At 53.6% G+C, this 15837-nt stretch carries 17 protein-coding genes and 2 tRNA genes; 9 read left to right on the top strand and 10 right to left on the bottom strand.

Annotated features, from left to right (window positions below; all coding sequences use genetic code 11):
• The first annotated feature begins 90 nt into the window (after positions 1-90).
• On the top strand, positions 91-804 hold the full coding sequence (locus tag ACZ47H_RS07385) for an NMD3-related protein (RefSeq protein ID WP_464933041.1): 714 nt from the start codon (positions 91-93) through the stop codon (positions 802-804).
• Between the two features lie 130 nt (positions 805-934).
• Here ACZ47H_RS07385 and ACZ47H_RS07380 read toward each other — a convergent pair whose 3' ends face one another.
• The 6 genes from ACZ47H_RS07380 to ACZ47H_RS07355 form a co-directional block, all read right to left on the bottom strand.
• Positions 935-1591: a restriction endonuclease gene (locus ACZ47H_RS07380; protein WP_464933040.1), complete on the bottom strand. Its 657-nt coding sequence runs from the start codon at positions 1589-1591 to the stop codon at positions 935-937.
• 127 nt (positions 1592-1718) lie between these two features.
• The gene (locus tag ACZ47H_RS07375) at positions 1719-1871 is read right to left on the bottom strand and encodes a hypothetical protein (RefSeq protein WP_464933039.1); all 153 of its coding nucleotides are present in this window, start codon (positions 1869-1871) and stop codon (positions 1719-1721) included.
• A 6-nt stretch (positions 1872-1877) separates the two neighbouring features.
• Entirely contained in the window at positions 1878-4001 is a 2124-nt protein-coding gene (locus tag ACZ47H_RS07370) for a hypothetical protein (protein WP_464933038.1), read from the bottom strand.
• A 771-nt stretch (positions 4002-4772) separates the two neighbouring features.
• Positions 4773-5060 carry a 30S ribosomal protein S26e gene (locus ACZ47H_RS07365; protein ID WP_464933976.1) on the bottom strand — a complete coding sequence of 96 codons (288 nt, stop codon included), beginning with the start codon at positions 5058-5060 and terminating at the stop codon, positions 4773-4775.
• Positions 5061-5131: 71 nt separating this feature from the next.
• Positions 5132-6580 (bottom strand): proline--tRNA ligase, encoded by a 1449-nt coding sequence (gene proS, locus ACZ47H_RS07360; protein WP_464933975.1) that lies wholly within the window; start codon positions 6578-6580, stop codon positions 5132-5134.
• A gap of 144 nt (positions 6581-6724) precedes the next feature.
• Positions 6725-7090, bottom strand: a complete 366-nt coding sequence (locus tag ACZ47H_RS07355) for a hypothetical protein (RefSeq protein WP_464933037.1) — start codon at positions 7088-7090, stop codon at positions 6725-6727.
• Positions 7091-7234: 144 nt separating this feature from the next.
• Between ACZ47H_RS07355 and dcd the strand changes: the two genes are divergently transcribed.
• On the top strand, positions 7235-7771 hold the full coding sequence (dcd, locus tag ACZ47H_RS07350) for a dCTP deaminase (protein ID WP_464933036.1): 537 nt from the start codon (positions 7235-7237) through the stop codon (positions 7769-7771).
• A 36-nt stretch (positions 7772-7807) separates the two neighbouring features.
• Positions 7808-9214, top strand: a complete 1407-nt coding sequence (locus ACZ47H_RS07345) for an aromatic amino acid ammonia-lyase (protein WP_464933035.1) — start codon at positions 7808-7810, stop codon at positions 9212-9214.
• 16 nt (positions 9215-9230) lie between these two features.
• On the opposite strand, the gene ACZ47H_RS07340 is transcribed toward ACZ47H_RS07345, so the two are convergent.
• Positions 9231-9929 (bottom strand): tRNA-binding protein, encoded by a 699-nt coding sequence (locus tag ACZ47H_RS07340; protein WP_464933974.1) that lies wholly within the window; start codon positions 9927-9929, stop codon positions 9231-9233.
• A 47-nt stretch (positions 9930-9976) separates the two neighbouring features.
• Entirely contained in the window at positions 9977-10459 is a 483-nt protein-coding gene (locus ACZ47H_RS07335) for an NUDIX hydrolase (RefSeq protein WP_464933034.1), read from the bottom strand.
• A 78-nt stretch (positions 10460-10537) separates the two neighbouring features.
• Between ACZ47H_RS07335 and ACZ47H_RS07330 the strand changes: the two genes are divergently transcribed.
• From ACZ47H_RS07330 to ACZ47H_RS07315, 4 genes are all read left to right on the top strand, one after another.
• On the top strand, positions 10538-11086 hold the full coding sequence (locus ACZ47H_RS07330; RefSeq protein ID WP_464933033.1) for a pyruvate ferredoxin oxidoreductase subunit gamma: 549 nt from the start codon (positions 10538-10540) through the stop codon (positions 11084-11086).
• A 98-nt stretch (positions 11087-11184) separates the two neighbouring features.
• Positions 11185-11472 (top strand): 4Fe-4S binding protein, encoded by a 288-nt coding sequence (locus ACZ47H_RS07325; protein WP_464933973.1) that lies wholly within the window; start codon positions 11185-11187, stop codon positions 11470-11472.
• 5 nt (positions 11473-11477) lie between these two features.
• Entirely contained in the window at positions 11478-12698 is a 1221-nt protein-coding gene (locus ACZ47H_RS07320) for a transketolase C-terminal domain-containing protein (RefSeq protein WP_464933032.1), read from the top strand.
• Positions 12689-13630 (top strand): 3-methyl-2-oxobutanoate dehydrogenase subunit beta, encoded by a 942-nt coding sequence (locus tag ACZ47H_RS07315; RefSeq protein WP_464933031.1) that lies wholly within the window; start codon positions 12689-12691, stop codon positions 13628-13630. Before ACZ47H_RS07320 ends, ACZ47H_RS07315 begins: the two co-directional genes overlap by 10 nt.
• Here ACZ47H_RS07315 and ACZ47H_RS07310 read toward each other — a convergent pair.
• Complete coding sequence (locus tag ACZ47H_RS07310; RefSeq protein WP_464933972.1) at positions 13605-14459, bottom strand: CAP domain-containing protein; 855 nt, start codon at positions 14457-14459, stop codon at positions 13605-13607. The two genes, ACZ47H_RS07315 and ACZ47H_RS07310, sit on opposite strands and share 26 nt — an antisense overlap.
• 263 nt (positions 14460-14722) lie before the next feature.
• Between ACZ47H_RS07310 and ACZ47H_RS07305 the strand changes: the two genes are divergently transcribed.
• Positions 14723-14799: transfer RNA gene (locus ACZ47H_RS07305), tRNA-Ala, on the top strand.
• 354 nt (positions 14800-15153) lie between these two features.
• Here ACZ47H_RS07305 and priX read toward each other — a convergent pair.
• Entirely contained in the window at positions 15154-15609 is a 456-nt protein-coding gene (priX, locus tag ACZ47H_RS07300) for a DNA primase noncatalytic subunit PriX (protein WP_464933030.1), read from the bottom strand.
• An 85-nt stretch (positions 15610-15694) separates the two neighbouring features.
• On the opposite strand from priX, the gene ACZ47H_RS07295 reads away from it, so the two are divergent.
• A tRNA-Gln gene (locus ACZ47H_RS07295) sits at positions 15695-15818 on the top strand.
• Positions 15819-15837: the final 19 nt, after the last annotated feature.

Raw genomic sequence — 15837 nt, 5'->3', positions numbered from 1 at the left:
TTATAAATTATTAAAAAATATCAAAATAATTGTCGTAAGGATATTACTCTCTTAATTATTAATCTTGAAAGATGGCTGGGTGGGTGAATAATGAAGCTTGTATGCCCCCGCTGTGGTAGGGAGGTCGGCTTCCTAGTCGGGAGGGTGTGTAGCAGGTGCTTCGTTGAATTGTATGGTCTAGCCCGGTTGCAGGAGAGGGTGGAGGCGGAGATCTGCAGGTATTGTGGAGCTGTTAGGCTTGGCGGGCGGTGGGTCCAGGTCTACAGCTTCGGTGGGGCTGTGGAGGCTCTCGCCAGGTACCTCGTTTCGAAGGCTAGACCAGTGGAGCCCCTTGAGAGGGTTGAGCTCACCGGGGTGGAGTATGAGACCCTCCCCAACTGGAGGACCCGGGTCCAGCTCAAGCTCCGCGGCGTTTACCGGGGGCATGTTGTTGAGGGCTTCCAGGAGCTTACTGTTAGGCTGAAGCCGAGCGTTTGCCCCCTATGCAAGACCCGTGTGAGCGGGGAATACGATACTGTATTGCAGGTGAGGGGTGCAAACCCAAAGGTATTGGAGGAGAGGGTTGGAGAGGTTATTGAGAGGCTGGGGATACACAGGCAGACGGTTGACCTAATCCCAGGCAAGAACGGGGTTGACGTCTACTTCACCAATACTGGGGCGGCTAGGAAGGTTGCGAGGGAGCTCTCAAAGCTCCTCGGAGGAACTGTTACGGTTCCGAGGTACGAGGAGGTTGGGGTAGATGCTAGGGGGAGGAGGAGGGCTAGGAAGACCCTGGTGTTGCGGGTTGGGAGGGCTGGGGGCTAGAATATAAGTGGCGCCATACTACTGGTTATGGTTGGCCAGGGCTAGCCCCGCTGTAGGAGCCCCCGGGCGAACACCCCCGAAGACGCGGGGAGGGATGTGGCGGGGGCGTCAGGGGCGGGGCACAACCCTTCTACTCGCTCCTACCGTGGCTTGTGCAGAGGACTAGTAGCTTGGCGGCTAGCCTCAACACCCTGTAGTTGCCCCTTGGGAGCACGCCCTTCCTCCTCAACCCCGCGAGCCTCTTAGCGAGGTCATCAACCCCTACACCCAGCCTCTCCGCGGCCTCCTTTACCGTGTCAGAGCCGCTTAGGGCCTTGAGAGTCTCAAGCTCCTCCTCGTCGAGGGCTCCACAGTGTTCAGCCACGGAGAGGAGCTCGCCTACTGCATCGTAGACTGCCTCCCTCACAGCCATGTATAGGTTGTCTGTGCTCGCGTAGACTATGTCTGGGAGGAGGACCAGTTCAACCCCGAGCCTCCCGGCGAGCTCCCTAGCCTTATCATCAGAGCCCCTAGCCACGACGAGAGCCCTAGCCCCCAACAGCTCCGCGTTCACGTACGCCTGCCTCACCCCACTCACATCTACCAGTCCAGCCTTAACCTCCACCGCATACCTAATCCCATCCCTCTCAGCTAGGAAGTCGACCTCCCCAACCTCCACACCATTAACAATTATACGCTTATGCACCTCAAGGATACGATACCCCATATCCTCCAATAGGCTCCTAGCGAGGACCTCGCTACTCCTCCAAGCACTCCTACCCCTAACCATCACCCAGGGACCCTCCACCACAACACCATCCTATAATGAGGGCGGGGAGCATACATGATAATTTTCCTCATAACACAACTCTAACAGCATAACACAACTCTAACAGCGCCTCCTCCAGCCCGCACCGCCACTTGGAGCAAGAAGACTAAACATCCAGCACGCCACCATCAAGCGATACCCCAAGCCCCAATCCAACCATTACACCCATCATCACGCCCGGGGATCCCGCGGGCGGCACATTATAACCCTCTTCAACAAGGGCTGATAGAAGGAGGAGGGACCCTCCCCCCTTAGGCATGATAAATCATCCCTTCTGACCACCCTTAAACAAGTAGATCATATCCCCTCTCAACGGCAGATACATCTCAATATACTTTGCATTCGGCTCTACAGGATGCTGACTACCATACTCTAAATCCTCCTTTATGCCATATAGAGGTGAACCTATACAGCTAATACCATTCCCAGGGAAGATTAACACCTCATTGTACTTACCCTGTTTTAATGGCTGTAGCACATGGTCAGGCAAACCAAAAATTACATCTTCTGGGCCAGCTGCATATCTAGCAGGGGCATTTATGTAGTGTTCGTAGTAAACTCCGCGATTGTTATGTGGTATCCCAAAGGCTTTGAAAGCTATAGGTGTATATAGGTTGTCATATTTCATGTTATCGCCACCATAATTAGCGACACCATACCCGTAGACGAACTTTATCAGATCCCAGTAAGAGAAGTTTTTTGTTAGATAAGTATCAATGGTGTTGTACTTGAGCATTATACTCGGATCCTTTTTCAAATCGGTCCAATTACCATGTATATCCCCCGCAAATTGTTTAATCCCATTGTTCAAACCATGAACTTGTCTATCCCCAAGCCAAGAATAGTACCAGAAACGCACATCCTTACCATATAACTTTCCATTCGGATACTTACTCATAACATCCTCGTAAACCCTAGGCATCTGTTCAATTACATATTGCATAGCATCCAAACCCTTATGATAAACAATTGTTTTGTTTTGCAAGTAAGCATCTAGATCAGCAATACCATGGATCTCATCCCCTATTGGTATCTTCCAAAAGTACATCAACGCAATCTTCCTATCAGTATCGTTTGCTATCCATTGTTTTAGCAAGCTGGAATTGTACCAAGGGAAAACTGTTATTCTCTTACTTAAATTACCAGCTTGAGGAGTAGAATTCCAGTAATAGTTCCACTCTGGTATTATAACCGTCTCCCATATAACTTTATCAGTAGGCTCGTAATGCTCTCCCAGCTCATGAATTACAGGATTATCCAAAATATCCCAAGCGTTCTGTTTTACCTTTACATTAAATGCTTCATACATTTCTGGATACTTAACTACATAAGGAGTATACTTCAAATGCTCAACCAACATCCAAATATCCCTAGCTATATTCTCGCTCTGTATAACAAAACTGTTACCTTGAAAATCTTTCAGCATTATAGGTTTAAAATCAACTATCACAGGGTTGATTTCAGTAGCATTGCCAGCTAGCCATATAACACTTTTATTGTGCTTAGGCAAACCAAGCTGGTATAGAGCAATAGAATAATTACCACCAAACTCTATAAGCCGTTTACTCATACCCTTTTCCACATAGCTGTTGCTACCTGGTACCAAAACCTTTACCTTTCCAGTATACCCTAAATCTAAGAATAGTTGCGATTCTAAAGAAACTATCTTGTTCCTATCCATCGTTATTTGTTTGTCTTTCATATCCAGATTGTATAGCAACGAGAAAACACTACCATTGATTGAATAAAGCTTTAGAGGTGGAAGCAATAGCTTGTTGTCCTTTGGATATAAATCTTGCACCAATCCAGTGTAACTTTTGTAAAATTCTTCAGCCGCGTCTTTGCTTATGTTGTTGTTTAAAGCAAAACTAACAAATTTTTCTTCCAAGGTAGGAATGGCAACTACTTCTTCTATAGCATAGTTATTGTACTTATCGAAAGCAAAAACTTTTATCGGCAATCTATTTATTTTGCTTATATCCCCGACAGATACGTTGCTAGTAAACAAGCCTTTAACTAAAGATAGTGTATAATTCCTACCTTGAACCTCCGCAATAACCTTTGCTACTCCAGAGTCATCTGTAGCATATACACTTACAGAAACTTTGCTTGGTGGTAAAAACTCATAGCTAACAAAGTTGATTGCTGGTGGTGTTGTGTCGTGTGGTGTTGTAGTATGAGTGGTTGTAGTAGTGCTTGTGGTTGTAGGTGGTGCAGTAGTGGTTGTAGTGGTAGTGGTTGCTTGCCGGCTAGTAGTGGTATGAGTACTGGAGGCCCGAGTAGTAGTCGTGGAGGCTGGAGTAGTGGTTGGTGCATGCGTCTCAGTCCAGGCACCCCTCCCAGGCTTACCCATGCTGGGCGCGTAGTGGTAGGCAACCCCAGCCGCCACCAGGCCCGAGACCACAATAATGATGATTAAGAGAGCCTTCTCACCGCGCCACAACCCACACACTCCCATATACTCTTGGAAGCGGGGCTATCCCCAGGAAGAGGGTCCCCCAAAGAATATAATCCTAATAACCATTATTAAGCCTATCGCGCCAACCCCAATATAGGATGACCCTGCGCAACCCACTATAGATTAGGGAGGGACCCTCCACTGGGAAATCCCCCATGTCATAGAGGGACCCTCGCCAATACGTGGAGGTTGACTGGAAAAGACAGGGACCCTCACCCTCAAACAACCCCAACCCCCCTTAGAAGCTAAACCCTCCCCGACCCGACTTGATGGTGGAGCACACCCGTTAAATGCAGGGGTATCCTCGGCGAGGGCATTAACACAGCATCCCCTAGGGGGAAAGAGTAGGATCTGGCCATGGAGGGGTCCCTCCCCCAGGTGTAATCCCAAGTAACAGCTACCGAGCCCTCCACCACTCCAAGTTCAATCCAGCAACGGAGACTATGACATTGCGGGAAGCCCGCGAGCCATCCCGCCCCGGGATGGGCTAGTGTTGTGTAGCCTCCAATACATGGGCCACCTCTTGATGCAGTTCAACATTTAGAGCATAGTTTTACTTGTCCTCAAAGGTTAACCCTAATTAGTGCTTAACAGTATTATTAAAGGAAACTACTACGGGTCCGGGAACATGGGGTCAGGGAGCATTACCTCGCACATGAGCGTGTTAGAAGCGGGCATAGTGGGCTGTTTGGAGGAGGGGGTTTAGAGTTCTAGGCCCCGAGGCTTCCTCTGCTCCTCGGGCCTTATCTTGATTATTCCTAGGTGTATTGCGCAGGATATGCAGTAGCACTTTGTCACCGGGTACCTCATTATTATTGCGCCCTTCTTCTCCAGCTCCCTGGCGAGCTGGGGGTCTACGGGGCTGTACATTCTCGTGACGCATACAGCCTTGTCGGCGGGCACTACCCTGCCGCAGTTGTCGCATTGGACTGTGCCGGTCTTGCCTTTTGCACCTTTACGCCTGCCCCTGCTCTCCCTCTTCTTCGGCATCCCTATCTTCCACCCAAGCCCCATAATGGGGCGTGGGATTATTATTTGTAGGGGGTCCCTACCACTAAACACTAGTATGACTTGGAGTACCTCATCCACGTAATAGACTCGCGGCCGCACACGGGGCACTTCTCACCGCTAGCCCTCTCAAGGGGCCATGGGGAGCCTAGGGCTTTAGCGTCGAGCTCGTCCTCTAGGTGAACCGCGCACTCCTCTCTACCACACCATGGTACCTCTACAACCCCCCTCCTCTCAGCTATCCACCTCCTAGCCTCCTCTAAATTGCTCGTCCTCAGGACTCTGCTCCGCAGCTCCCTCCAAGCCCTGTCCCTGAGGCTATTGTAGATCTCGTTCATGAGGCTGGGGATCCTCTCCCTCAGCCCCTCTAAAGGAACCTGCTCCTTCTCGAGAGTATCTCTCCTTACCAGGGTTACCTTCTCCTCACGAGCCTCCCTTGCTCCAACCTCTATCCTCACAGGGACCCCGCGGGCCTCCCAGTAGTAGAATTTCGCCCCAGGCCTCAGCTCGTCACGGTCATCGATCCTGTAGCGGAGTCCTAGCTCCTCGAGCACCCCTCTAACCTTCTCCAGCGTCTCCTTTACCAGCTGCTCGTCCTCCTCGCTTTTTGCAGGTATTGGGACGACTACTACTTGTATGGGGGCTATTTCTGGGGGTAGGACTAGGCCGTTATCGTCTCCATGCACTGCTACTATAGTTGCGACTACCCTGTCGCTTACTCCGTAGCTTGTCTGCCATGGGTGGTCTAGGCTCTCGTCTGCGAGCTGGATCTTGAAGTCGAAGGCCTTGGTGAAGTTCTGCCCTAGGTTGTGGGCTGTCCCTATCTGCAGGGTTCTACCATCGGGCATGATCGTGTCGAATGCTATGGTGTAGAGTGCTCCGGCGAACTTGTCCCACTCCGGCCTCCTGGAGATAAGGTAGGGTATCCCTAGCCTGTCGAAGAACTCCTTGTAGGATTCGATCGCCTCCAGCACCTGCCTCTCCGCGTCCTCGAAGGTGTCGTGAACAGTATGGGCCTCCTTGAAGGTGGTGACCTCCCTCAGCCTTATCATGGGCCTGGTAGCCTTGGTCTCGTAGCGGAATATGCTCACTATCTGATAGTATTTCTTGGGGAGCTGCTTGTAGCTCTTGATCCAGAACGTCTCCATATAGGTTATGCTGGTCTCACTCGTGGGCCTGAGGGCGAGCTTCACATCTAATGGCTCTAGGCCTCCGTGGGTGACCCAGTATACCTCGTCCTCGAAGCCCTTAACGTGCTCCTTCTCCCTCCTGAGGAGTAGCTCGGGTATCAGCATTGGGAAGAGTACTTCCTCGTGGCCCCTCTTATCCAGTATCTCGCGTATGAGCTCGATCATCCTCCTCCTTATCTGGAACCCGTAGGGCCTCCAAACCCCCATACCCTTGACAGGATACCTCCCATAATCGTATAGCTCAGCCTCGTCGAGGATCCAGTCGAACCACCGGGGGAACTCTTCCGCCCACCTCTCCCTCTTAGGCTTCACCAACGACTTGCACCCTTCTCCACTAATCTACCCAGGGGGCGTTATTGCTTGGTTATAGTCCCGTTTCCAAGCCCGGGTTTAACGTGTTCATATTTAAAAAGAAACTCTTTGAGCTCGGTTATTATCTAGTTGATTATCCTAGGGCTATATCACGAATAGTACTAGCAGGGCTACCAGCAGCCCGTAGATTGCGATTCCCTCGCCGAGAGCCACGAATAGTAGGGCTGTACCCGAGATCTCCCTGTTCTCAGCAATCGCGCTTACAGCAGCGGCACCCGCGACACCTACAGCGTAGCCGCCGCCCACGCCTGCTAGACCGACTGCTAGCGCCGCGCCTATGCTCTTGGCGAAGGCCGTGTTGGAGGTTAGTGACTGGCCCTGGCCGCCCGCCTCCTGGGCGCTGGTGACGAACGCTATTGTCCCGAAAGCAGCGATGACTGCGAGCATAGCGGCTAGTACTGTTAGTGCCCTGAACCGCTTGTCCGCCAGCAAGATTTTGAGCGCCTTCACTACTACTCTCCCCCAGGTGTGCCGTGTATCCTAGGACCGTGTATTGGGTATTTGAGAGTTTTCCATCCAATCCTGCTGTCCCCGATAAAATCCCTCCGGGACCGAGTTCTATCCCTAGCAGGCTTGTAGTAGGGTGTGGCAGGGTTGATACTGGGAGACTATGACATCCACCTCTTGCTGAGGGCTGGGGACCTGGTTATCGAGCCGTTCAACGAGGAGATCGTGAGGGAGAATGGATTAGACCTTAGGCTGGGGAGAATGTACTGTAGATTCAAGAGGGTCGACAAGGTCCTGGACCCGAGGGATCCGGGGGACCCCAAGGAATACTATGACTGTGGCGAATCGGATGAGATCATAATACCTCCAAACCAGCACGTCCTCCTCCACACCCTAGAATACATCCGCCTCCCCCCATACATTGCAGGCTTAGTGAACCTGAGGAGCACCTGGGCTAGGACAGGAATCTATGCACCCCCCACTATCGTGGATGCAGGCTTCGAGGGAGAATTGACTATAGAGATAGTGGGCTCCAGCTTCCCCGTCAAACTCTACGCTGGAGACAGGTTCCTCCACCTTGTCCTCGTAAAGCTGAACACTCCAGCCCACAAGCCATACGATGGGACCTACAAGGGTCAGAAGGGTGTGAGGCTGCCCAAGTTCTTCCCAATATTAAGGGGTTAGACAACCATATCCCCCTTACATGGGGATGCTTGAGTTATGAGTGGCGATGCCGTCCTAATTGGTGCTTCTAGGTGCCCTTCTCTCGAGGAGATTGTCTCGATAGCGTTGGGGGCCAGGGTCGTCGTGGAGGCTAGCGTGCTGGAGAGGCTAGACCATGCTAGGAGATCCTACCTGGAAGCGATAAAGCGTGGCGAGGAGGTTTACGGCTACTGTACTGGGCTAGGAGAGCTTCTGGGCAAGCGCTCTGAGAAGTGTGATAGTGAGTGGGAGAAGCATATTCTAGTGGAGCATGCAATGACCGTTGGGGACCCCGCCCCGGAGAGGCTGGTTAGGGCCTTCCTAGCTGTCCGGCTAAGCCAGCTGGCTAGGGGGAGAGCCCCGGTTAGGGGCGTGGTTGCTAAGCGTATAGCGGATGCCTTGAATAAGGGGCTGACTCCAAGGATCCGCCTGCATGGGAGCGTTGGGGCCAGCGGGGACCTAGCCCCCTCTGCTGAGGCGTTCCTCTGCATCTTCTACGGGGAGGGTGAAGCCCTCGATGAGAGTGGATGGGTTCCCTGCCGGGAGAAGATGAGGGAGATTGGACTGGAGCCTCTCGCGCTCGAGCCGGGGGAGGCTCTCGCCCTAATCAATAATACTGCTTGGAGCACCGCAGTTGGGATCCTAGCGTATGAGTCCCTCCGCCGCCTATGGGATTGGTCTCTCAAGGCGGCGGCTTCAACTCTCCGTGTGACGGGATGCAATATGCAGCACTACTCCGGTGATGCTCTCGATGCATGTATGCATGGTGGTGTCCGGAGGGCTGGGGAGAGACTCCGTGATCTAGTGGGAGGATGCGATGGGAGGAGGCTCCAGGACCCGTATAGCCTTAGGTGCACACCCCAGGTGGCAGGCGCCGCCTGGGAGGCGCTGGAGTTCGCCGGGAGGCTGCTAGTGGAGGAGGCTTGCTCCTCAACCGAGAACCCGATCGTGGCAGGTAATGGGGTGCGGCACTGGTGCGGATTCCACAGTATACACGTTGCCCTCGCCATCGACTCTATGAAGCTCGCAGCCTCCTACCTCGCGAACCTGTCTGAGAGGAGGGTGAGCCAGCTCCTCCGGAAGGAGATAACTGGGCTCCCAGACTTCCTGGCGGGCGTGATGGATAGTGTGGGCGCTATGATCACACAGTATACCGCTGCAGCCCTCGCCGCTAGGGCCCGGTGGGCTGCTAATCCTCAGAGCGTCCACAGTATACCCACGAGCGGCCTCCAGGAGGACATTGTCCCTATGACTCCCGAGGCGGGGTACGAGCTGCTGGAGGCGGTGAGGCTCCTATCCCAGACTATAGCCTTGGAGCTCGCGGTGTCAAAGTATGCCGGCGACCGCCTAAGCGGGGGTGTCGAGAGGCTGAGGAGGCTGCTGGATGAATACGTTGGGCTCCTGGAGGCTGAACTCCTACCCTAGACGCCCCCCATCCTTCCTACCGCTTTCCGAATAAGCTGATTATCTTCCCCCTAACCTCGGAGGATAAGAGCCTCCTTGGCACCCTCTTGCCCACATACTCGCTGGGGATCGGGTCGGAGGAGTACATTGCCTCGCTCACAACACCCATGAACTCTGCCGGTGGCAGTATAGCCGCCGCCCTAACCTGTCCAACCCTGATATCCTGGAGGTTTGTGACTATAGTGAACACCGCCCTCCCCGCGCTCGCACGGGTCACCTTCAGCTTCTCACTCCCCTCTAGGGGCTCGACCCTCGTAACCTCTACCCCTACAATGTCGACCGCGTACTCGGGATGATTGTCTTCTCCCAGGCGTAGCCGTTGGGGTAGGCCTAGTAGTATGAGGAGGCTGTACTTCATCTCTGCTAGGGCGAGCGTCTTGCCCGGGTCTAGTTTTGGTATTGTCTCGGGGATTAGGAGGTCTTTGAGCCTACGCGCCTCTTCGACTACGGCTTTCAGCTCTTCGGATTCTAGGAGCAGTTCTGCTGGGAGGTAGGAGTACTTGATCTTTAACAGGTTCTTGCGTATATTCTCAAGGGCCTCGAGAGCCTTCCCCTTGTTGAAGGGCCATGGCATACCCCACTGCCTTATCCTCCTCGAGAGCCTCTCGACCGCATCCTCCGCGGCTAGTATCCTGTAGTCGTGGGCCGTATCCATTCTAAGACTCCACCCCTCCACCTCCAACCGTGCTCCACTTTATGGTGTGGATGGTTTATTGAGCACTTCTACTCGCCCGGGTATTTCGGGGAGTACTTGTTTACGGGGCATGGCTTTTCTAGGGGGATCCTGTCTTCCAGTATCTTGTGTATTAAGCCTCTAATGGAGTCTGTTAGGTCGAGGCTGAGAGCCTCCCTGATATCGTAGAAGCGGGCTTCTAGAGCATCGCTCCCCGCCCTGGGCTCGTCGCTTGCCGCCCTCATGAGGACTGTTATGAGCACGTACCTGTACTTGACCCGGCCCTCATCATCATATATTATTGCATCGTCAACGTTCACGACTCCAACGGGCTCCGCGTCTATCCCCGTCTCCTCCAAGAGCTCCCTCCTAGCAGCCTCCGTGACGGACTCTGAAACCTCTACGTGCCCGCCCGGTATACTCCACTTACCCCTTCCAGGCGGGTACTTCCTCCTAACCAGGAGGATCCTCCCATCCTTGATGACTAGGGCGCCCACTCCCACTAGAGGCGAGTCGGGGTAGGTGTGCTTCATTCCCACAGGCACCATTATAACGCGTCTGGTATGCAAGGCTATATTGTGAGACTCCGAATATTCATTATGGGGTCTAGTATGCTTGTCGAGATAAGGTTCCATGGCCGAGGAGGCCAGGGCGCAGTTACCGCGGCTAACCTCCTTGCAAACGCTGCAGTGGGGGAGGGCAAGTATGCTCAGGCCTTCCCCTACTTCGGGGCTGAGAGGAGAGGCGCCCCAGTCGTAGCCTTCGCGAGGATAAGCGATGAGCCGATTGAGACTCATAGCAGGATCGAGAACCCCGATATAGTTGTAGTCCTTGACCCCAGACTGTTCGAGCTAGCCGCTGTGACTGAGGGTCTCAAGGAGAACGGGTTGATTATAGCGAATGCCAAGGAGAAGCCCCCCATAGAGGGACCCTACGAGATATACTGTGTAGACGCTACTGCGATAGCACTTGACCTCGGCCTGGTCGTGAGCGGCTGGCCCGTTGTTAATACTGTAATGCTTGGCGCCTTCTCTAAGGCCACTGGCCTGGTAGGGCTCGAATCAGTTGTTGAAGCTGTTAAGGCGAGGTTCCCTGGCAAGCTTGGCGAGCGGAACGCTGAGGCTATAATGCAGGCTGCGGAGAAGGTGAAGCCGTGCTGAATACGGTTATCTAGGGTATCTATGCAGGGTTATACTCTGAAATAATAACCCCCGCGAAGGCTACATTATATCCATGAGCGGGCTGATTCCAGATGGCGATGAGTAATAGGCCTGTCTTAGAAGAGCCTAAAACCCTATTCTTCGCCCCAATCAGCCGTCCCGCCCCAGGGAGCGTCGGTAAGACTGGGGCCTGGAGAACTCAGAAGCCCGTAGTCAACGAGGATAAGTGCACAGGCTGCCTCATCTGCTGGCTTTACTGTCCAGAGGACACGATCATTAGGCTGGATAATGGTAAAGTCACCATCGACTACGAGTATTGTAAGGGCTGCGGGATATGCGCCCACATGTGCCCGTTCGACGCTATAGATATGGTTTCTGAAGGGTGATGAGTGTGGTTGTGAAGACCCTTACGGGGAATTATGCGGTTGCTGAGGCGGTTAGGCTTGCCCGAGTCCAGGTTATAAGCGCCTACCCCATAACGCCCCAGACCACCATCGTGGAGAAGCTCTCCGAGATGATCGAGAAGGGCGAGCTCGATGCCAGGATGATTAGGGTTGAGAGCGAGCACTCCGCTCTCGCCGCCGTCTTCGGGGCTGCGAGTGCTGGGGCCAGGGCCTTCACGGCCACGGCTAGTCATGGACTCCTCTATATGCACGAGGTTGTGTGGTGGGCTGCGGGGGCCAGGATACCCCTGGTTATGGCTGTGGTTACGAGGGCTATTGGGCCGCCCTGGAATATTCACGTGGATCACCAGGATATACTTGACCAGAGGGACTCCGGCTGGATCATAGCAATGGCGCAGGAGAACCAGGAGGTTCTAGACCTAACCCTCCAAGCATTCAAGATAAGCGAGGACCCTAGAGTATACCTTCCCGTAATGGTTGGCCTTGAGGGATTCATCCTATCCCATACGACGGCCCCGGTAGATGTGCCCGACCAGAAGCTGGTTGACGAGTGGCTCCCTCCGAGGAGGCAACCCTACGTGATCTCGCCGGAGACTGATATTGTGATGGGCAATATCGCCCCGGACGAGGACCACTTCATGATGAGGTACTCTATGGCTGCGGCGATGGAGGCTGCGAAGAAGGTGATTGAGGAGGTTGACAGGGAGTACGGCGAGGTCTTCGGCCGGAGTTATGGTGGCCTCGTCGATTGCTATAGGTGTGATGATGCAGAGTACTTCGCCGTCATAATGGGCAGCTGGGCTGGCGATGCGAAGAAGGCTGCAGACATGCTGAGGGAAGAGGGCCTCCCAGTGGGGGTGGCGAGGATAAGGTTTGTGAGGCCATGGCCCAGAGAGAAGCTCATAGAGCTACTCGGAGGCGCTAAGGGAGTAATAGTGTTCGACAGGGCAGTCTCGATGGGGAGCACGGGAATACTCTTCTCGGAGGTAGCGCAGACCCTCTACCCCATGAAGATCAACCTGAAGGGGGTAATCGCCGGCTTGACAGGCGTGGATGTAGGAGCCGCTAGGATGAAGGACGAGATCCACAAGTTCATAAAGCAGGTGGAGGAGGGAGCAGTATACACTCCCGTAGAGTGGCTCCTCCCCGAGAAGTATGCGGGGAAGTATCCCCCGCACCCCAAGGAGGTGGTTGCGAGATGGGCGTGAACCTGAAGAGGATCCCCAAGAAGAAGTATGTTATGCCTGGGAACGCCGCATGCCCTGGATGCCCCGAGACAATGGGCATGCGGTACCTCAAGATGGCTCTAGGAGACAACTTTGTAATGGTGATACCTGCTGGGTGCAGCAGTGTAATACAGGGGATCTCGCCTAAGTCTGGCATAAACGCTCCAGTCTTGAACATAGTATTCGCCGCGGGAGCATCCGCCGCAGCCGGGATGAAGGCGGCATTCGAAGCGCAGGGTAAAGACGTGCAGGTAGTCGTATGGGCTGGGGACGGTGGCACCGGTGACATCGGCTTCCAGGCCCTGAGTGGGGCCGCGGAGAGGAACGACGACATACTATACATCTGCGTCGACAACGAGGCCTACATGAACACTGGGATACAGAGGAGTAGCCTAACCCCATACGGGGCGTGGACAACCACTACATGGACTGGGAAGAAGGAGCACAAGAAGAACATACCCCTCATAATGATAGCCCATGGGGCGAGATACGTTGCAACCGCAACGGTAGGCTACCCGACAGACTTCATAGAGAAGGTCCAGAGGGCATCAAAGATCAAGGGGTTCAAATACATACACCTCCTAGCCCCATGCCCGGTGGGCTGGAGATTCGACCCAGCAATGACTGGTGAAATAGGGCAGCTGGCGGTTAAGACGGGTCTATTCCCACTCTACGAGTACGTCGATGGAGTATTCAAGCTCTCACCCATAGGGCGGAGGTTTAAGGATCCCTCCAAGAGGCTGCCTGTAACCGAGTACCTTAAGCACCAGGGCAGGTATAAGCACCTGCTCAACAAGCCCGAGGAGATCAAGAAGATAGAGGAGTATATCGAGAGCGTATGGTACATGATAGACGTGTTGGAGAAAGCCTTCAACCCCCAGGAGGAGGCTAGGAAGCTCCTCGGCTCCCTCTAGCAGGGGGAATGGTATAGGTCAACACAGTCACCATTTTATCATACCTCTCCTTGTCGAATGGGTGCTTTACTGGGAGCGTGTTGTCAGCCCACAGCACTATGATGGTGTAGCTATCATTAAACCTTGGGACGTGGAACGTCACGTTGAAGAATCCATCGTCGACAACATACGTCTCAGGCTCGATAACCCGAGCGCCCTCAACCCTATAGGGCAGCACGTAGGCGTAGAAGTCGCTTATAGATATCGAGTGGCAAGTGAATGTTAACCCGGCCGTCCTGGGCCAAGAGATCACGTGGGGCGCCTTCCACACGTAGACCCCTACATACTCGAGGCTGGAATTCACAAGCGTTATCCTTCCCGCCGCGTGGAATAGGCCGCTGGTATCATTGTATGCTGGAGGATCGATCCAGTCAACCCACACCTTCAACATGTATATGGCTAGATAGAACCTCTTCCCATTGTAAGCGCAGGCTACATCCACATAGTTATTAGTGGGGTCGAGCAGGGAGTCTCTATGACCCCAATTAGACTCGGAGTCATTATAGACCATGCCGTCAATGAGGCGGAGCGTGTAGTTTAACGGAGTCCCCCTAAGCTCGCCTTCCATAGAATAGAATACTCCAAGGTTCTCCTCGGCATCATAAACCCCACCATGAAGGGTATACCCTAGGAAGTAGGGGACCCCGTCAGGGTCACAATGGCCAAAGTAATCCCGCTCAACCATATCCCGCACCTTATACAAAGCCACCGTAGTATTCATGTAGTGCACGGGGGGAACCCCGAACTCCTCCCTCAACTCGTTAATCCGTTCAACAGCAGCCCATACCACACTACCATTACATACCCAAACACCGTCCCCGCGGAGAGGTGTGGTCGTTGCAGAGGAGGATTGACCTGGAACAGTACTCGACACGCTAGAAGACCCATTCTGGGGTGAGGGGGACACTAGGCTTGCAAAACCCCATAGGATCACAGCGAGCAACACCGCAGCCAGGAATAATCGGGCGAAACCCACACCCAGCCCCTCACCTTATAGGAATCCTAGAGAGGAAAGGTTGATAAACTCACCAAGGCAAAAACTAGTGAGCGGACGGGCCGGTAGCTCAGCCTGGAAGAGCGCTCGGCTTGCACCCGAGAGGCCCCGGGTTCAAATCCCGGCCGGTCCACCATCATAGGGGCACTGCCCCTATAACCCCTCTTCATCGTTTCAGTGTCTTTTGGATTCTTCAGCTGCTATTACCACCTTCCCGCCTGCCTTGCCGCCCTTCTTGGATGGGTTTCAGTGTCTTTTGGATTCTTCGCCCAGATTATGAGGCTAGCCGTGGAATCAGGACAGGATATAGCTATGAAGTTTCAGTGTCTTTTGGATTCTTCCAATCTTTGTGCTTCTCGGGAGCCTTATATAACCATAACGGGGCTTGATAGTCGCACCATGAAACACCCCATCAACCCCGACCAATATACAAAACATTACATCTTCTTTTTGTTTTCCATTTTACTGTTTTCCGATTTAGTTGAACTCTCTACTCTTCTAGGACTGATTGGACTATGTCGTATAGCTCTGGGTCCCTGTCCTTGAGTCTTTCTAGGGTCCATGGCAGCCATTTTCCTTGGGAGACGCTGCGGAGGACGTTTCTTATCCAGGAGTCGTATATTTTCGAGCAGTTGTTGTAGTTTTTGCAGCTGTTGTCTAGGAATTGTTTTATTGAGAGGAGTGCCTCCTCTAAGGGGGTGTTTTTGACGTTGACTAGGTACCTGCTTATGACGTAGAGTATTAGCCTGGATCTTCCGTCGGGGACCCCCTTTTCTAGGAGCTTGTCGATCCAAGCATACTTCTCTATTAGGCGCCTCCTGCCCCTGGGTGACTCGCACTCGCTCGGGTCGCTGCACATCTCTTTAAGGAACTCCTCTAGAGCCCTACGGCACTCTTCCTCGCTTGAACTGCAGGCCTCTACCAGCTTCCTTAGGCGGGGGTCCAATCCCATACTCCTATACACGGGTAGGGCCGGGGCTAACCCTTATTAAACTAGAAGGATCAATCCATCTTGATCCCGGCAGAGGGATAGCCGGGTCGTCTAGCGGCCAAGGATGCGGGGCTCTGGCCCGACAGGCCCCTCCCCACCGTGGAGGGGGTTGGCCTGCGGGGAGAACCCCCGTGACCGGGGTTCGAATCCCCGCCCGGCTACCACTCCCTCCCCCTTTAACTG

This window comes from Thermodiscus maritimus (assembly GCF_055382595.1).
This window is presented reverse-complemented; position numbering and strand designations above follow the sequence as displayed.